Below are 3,496 nucleotides of genomic sequence, written 5' to 3'. Positions count from 1 at the left end.
GAGTTTTAAGAGATGTTCGATCAATCTAATTAATAAACTTTCAAGTTTTCTTTTGTCACTTCGGCTCAAACCTAATACCTCCTCAATTAAATTTTCCCAGTCAAGGGAATCTAAATCTCTATTTTCTAACTTTTTGACGGTTTCTAATATCCAAAGATTATAGTCAGTATCGTATAAATTTGTTTGCTTTTTAACTAATTGGGCTACCATTACCACTACCTCCGATTATTTCGTTACCTTATTATAAATTATTTTCATGTATAAATTGAGGTTTGATCTATGTTTATGGAATAGAGGAGATGCGATCGCGCAGCACCACTTTTAGTGATCGAGGTTTTGGGAATGGAGGAGGTGCGTATTGCGTAGCAGATCCCTTCGGGATCGCTCTGTACTAATCTAATCTAATTGAATAAATCTGAATGAGTGCCTGTTCTTTCAAAAATAATTAGATCATCTTGAGGAATTAGTTTATAAATTAATAACCAATCAGGTTCAATATGGCATTCTCTACGATCAGTATAATTTCCGATTAGTTTATGATCCTTATATTTAGCTTCCAGAATTTTCCCCTTAGCTAATTGAATGATTATTTGTTTGAGTTTATTCATATTTTTTCCTCTTTTTTTGTTTTCACGTCTTTTTCAAAACGCTTAGTGTAAGAAGGTTTCACTATTACATCCCCAGTTGCTCAAACATATTCTCTAAATTGTCGCAGTGATTCAATTCCTCACCTCGATCCGTTTTTTCTAGTGTTTTTTGAGTTATCTCATTGGGAATTTTCACTTCAAAAGGTAATCCTTGCTGTAATTCAACTTGTTTATAAAAAAGATTGATTGCCTCTGTGGTACTTAATCCTAACTTTTGAAAAATATGTTCTACTCTAATTTTTAGATCGGGTTCAATTCTAGCTCGTACAGTTCCAGTTTTACTCATAAGTTAAATATTTTATTTTTATTCACTATAATAGCCCATTTTGGCTACATTTAGCGATTATGAAGTTTTATAATTCAGGTGCGATCATCAGTTAAGGGTGCTAGTTTTGTAAGTTCTTAGGCAAAATTAAATAATGATATTTAGGGAGCATCCCATTTTGGCAAAAGATAAATAATAACAAACTGTATATCTCTAAAATTTTTTCAAAGTTCCATTGAGAATTAATTGATCATCATCAATTTACTTTGTTGAATTTTGACCGTAGAAATTCCTAGTTGTCCATTCAGATAGGCACAACGCAGTTGTAAAATTTTGGGTACATTTTCCTTTTTCCATTGTGCCCCCGTTAATTTAACTCGATGTCCGATTTGTTTTACGGCTGATTCCACAGCCCCCGAGCCAATAGAACATACTTTTTGCCAACTCAAATAATGATAATTGACTATTCTGGATTGGTGTTTTTGAAGATATTTACTAAACTGATGTGCCCCCAAAAATTGCTCCTGATTCAAATAATTAATCGCTATGGCCACTTCTCCCATCCACAAATATGCTTTTAATTGGTCTATCTGATGTTTATTGCCTTCCGTCTTATAAAGATTTTCCATCAGATGATACCAATCCAATATTTCTATTCTGTGTTGTTTTTCCCCAATTTCCCCTATGATATTCCATACTCCATCATGGCCATCTCCGATACAAAATAATGGTCGAGTTCTTTTTTGACTATTGATCCAGTTAATTAAAGAATCATTATCTTGAAAAAAAGCACCTTGATATATTCCTTGTAATCTTCCGACTTTATATTCTTTCCATTGACTTTTTTCTCCCTGTTCTCCTCTGAGTCGAATAGTTCCCCCATCGATGGCTACCTCTGATAAACTTTGCTTCATATCAGGCAATATATTGTCTATTTGTTGGACTTGTCTATGAATCGTTGAATGTCCAATTTTTATTCCCGTCAATAAGAACATATCTTCTTGTGCATTTTGATAAGATTCATTGGCACTAAGCACCAGAGTGCATTTTTCTAATAAAGGACTATGACGTTTATAAGGCTCTATTCCTAGTATTTGTGCTTGTTTAGTATTTATTATGACTTCTCCTACACAACTTTTGATAGTTCGTTTTTTGCCTTGTGTTGTTCCTGTTTTTGTTTGGATAAAAAAAAAGCGATTTGAGGACTTACAAATTCTAATACTTGTTCTCTTACCATCTGTTCTATGTCTGCAAAGGTTTCTAAGTTTTCATTGTCACAGTTATTATAGAGAATTTCACTCACTTGTTTTAAACAGGATTTCAATTGTTCGATTTCAGATGATGTCATTTTTCTTCGTTTAAATATTAACCTTTCTATTATCCTCATTTTTGGTATATTGGCAAAATTGGGATGCTCCCGTTGAATAAGTTTAACGTGATATTCTTTAAGCATGATTATTTATTATATTTTGTATTTTTTCTAATAATTATTAAAGACGATCGAGCTATACTCAGTAAGGGAATAAGAGATACTGGTGAAGGTGGGTAATAAGTAACAGAGGTTTTTGAAACACTCAAATTATGACCTTGTTGAGTATAAAATCATTATAGGTGATGAATCATAACTTATAAATCATAATTTTTACTATGACTATTAAAACAGTAAAACAAGCAGAAAATAATTTTAATGAATTAATTGAAGAGGTAGCAATTTCTCACCAACCAATCACTATTACTGGAGAAAAATATAATGCCATTTTAATTTCTCAAGAAGATTGGAGTGCTATTCAAGAAACTCTATATTTGTCCTCAATATCAGGTATGAAAGAATCAATACAAGCAGGATTGGCTACCCCCATTGAAGAATGTGATGAGGAATTAGATTGGTGAAATATAAAATCGTTTATACAACACAAGCTAAAAAAGATGCCAAGAAACTTGTGAATAAAGGACTTAAAAATAAAGCACAAAATTTACTGAACTTAATAGCTGAAAATCCTTATCAAAACCCTCCTCCTTATGAAAAATTAGTCGGTGATTTAAACGGTGCTTATTCTCGTAGAATTAACATACAACATCGATTGGTTTATGAAATAATTGAATCAGAAAAAACCATTAAAATAATTAGAATGTACTCTCATTATGAATAAACTTATAAAACCTCTTAACTGATTTCAGCTTATAAAATTCATAACTCATAATTCATCATTTCCTATGAATCGTTTTTCTTCCCGTCAAACTCCCCTAGATGAATCCTTTTTAAATCAAAGACTAAAAGGAGCGATTAAGTACGATCGTATCGCAGGATATTTTAGTTCATCTATGTTAGAAGTAGCAGGGGAAGCGATCGAATCCATGACAGGGAAGGTTAGAATTATTTGTAACTCTGATGTAACTACCTACGTTAAGTAAATTGATCTATCCAAAAAGAAGATCATAATGATAGAATAATTCCTATGAAAGTCGAAACCCAAATACTTCAAGTTATTAGCTTACAAAAAGAAAATCAACGGCTGCGTGAGGAGAATCAGGCGTTGAAGGAACGTATCGCTGAATTAGAAAAAAGTTTGGGTAAGAATAGCAA

7 protein-coding genes are annotated in these 3,496 nt (G+C 32.2%); 3 read left to right on the top strand and 4 right to left on the bottom strand.

Going from position 1 to position 3,496, the window contains the following annotated elements:
• From ACN4EE_RS22455 to ACN4EE_RS22440, 4 genes are all read right to left on the bottom strand, one after another.
• Nucleotides 1-210, bottom strand: a 210-nt coding sequence (locus tag ACN4EE_RS22455; protein ID WP_431708745.1) for a DUF29 domain-containing protein, incomplete at its 3' end; no start/stop codon positions are given.
• A 191-nt stretch (nt 211-401) separates the two neighbouring features.
• Entirely contained in the window at nt 402-608 is a 207-nt protein-coding gene (locus ACN4EE_RS22450; RefSeq protein WP_431708744.1) for a type II toxin-antitoxin system YafQ family toxin, read from the bottom strand.
• 64 nt (nt 609-672) lie between these two features.
• On the bottom strand, nt 673-933 hold the full coding sequence (locus ACN4EE_RS22445; protein WP_431708743.1) for a type II toxin-antitoxin system RelB/DinJ family antitoxin: 261 nt from the start codon (nt 931-933) through the stop codon (nt 673-675).
• 221 nt (nt 934-1,154) lie between these two features.
• Nucleotides 1,155-2,260 (bottom strand): ISKra4 family transposase gene (locus ACN4EE_RS22440; RefSeq protein WP_431708742.1). Its coding sequence is split into 2 segments (ribosomal slippage): nt 1,155-2,107 and nt 2,107-2,260, totalling 1,107 coding nucleotides; the frame shifts between segments, so codons are not numbered across the junction.
• A 299-nt stretch (nt 2,261-2,559) separates the two neighbouring features.
• Here ACN4EE_RS22440 and ACN4EE_RS22435 point away from each other — a divergent pair.
• The 3 genes from ACN4EE_RS22435 (at nt 2,560) to ACN4EE_RS22425 (ending at nt 3,324) form a co-directional block, all read left to right on the top strand.
• Nucleotides 2,560-2,802: a type II toxin-antitoxin system Phd/YefM family antitoxin gene (locus ACN4EE_RS22435; protein ID WP_431708741.1), complete on the top strand. Its 243-nt coding sequence runs from the start codon at nt 2,560-2,562 to the stop codon at nt 2,800-2,802.
• Nucleotides 2,796-3,062 (top strand): Txe/YoeB family addiction module toxin, encoded by a 267-nt coding sequence (locus ACN4EE_RS22430; protein ID WP_431708740.1) that lies wholly within the window; start codon nt 2,796-2,798, stop codon nt 3,060-3,062. Before ACN4EE_RS22435 ends, ACN4EE_RS22430 begins: the two co-directional genes overlap by 7 nt.
• 64 nt (nt 3,063-3,126) lie before the next feature.
• Nucleotides 3,127-3,324 (top strand): phospholipase D-like domain-containing protein, encoded by a 198-nt coding sequence (locus ACN4EE_RS22425; RefSeq protein WP_431708739.1) that lies wholly within the window; start codon nt 3,127-3,129, stop codon nt 3,322-3,324.
• Nucleotides 3,325-3,496: the final 172 nt, after the last annotated feature.

It is taken from the genome of Geminocystis sp. CENA526, assembly GCF_050753365.1.
Classification (GTDB): Bacteria; Cyanobacteriota; Cyanobacteriia; order Cyanobacteriales; family Cyanobacteriaceae; genus Geminocystis.
Note: the sequence above shows the minus strand (reverse complement) of the source record. Positions and strands in the feature narration are given on the sequence as shown.

Coding starts and splice junctions, on each gene's coding strand:
- ACN4EE_RS22450 (WP_431708744.1), bottom strand. CDS start 608: ATGAATAAACTCAAACAAATAATCATTCAATTAGCTAAGGGGAAAATT.
- ACN4EE_RS22445 (WP_431708743.1), bottom strand. CDS start 933: ATGAGTAAAACTGGAACTGTACGAGCTAGAATTGAACCCGATCTAAAA.
- ACN4EE_RS22435 (WP_431708741.1), top strand. CDS start 2,560: ATGACTATTAAAACAGTAAAACAAGCAGAAAATAATTTTAATGAATTA.
- ACN4EE_RS22425 (WP_431708739.1), top strand. CDS start 3,127: ATGAATCGTTTTTCTTCCCGTCAAACTCCCCTAGATGAATCCTTTTTA.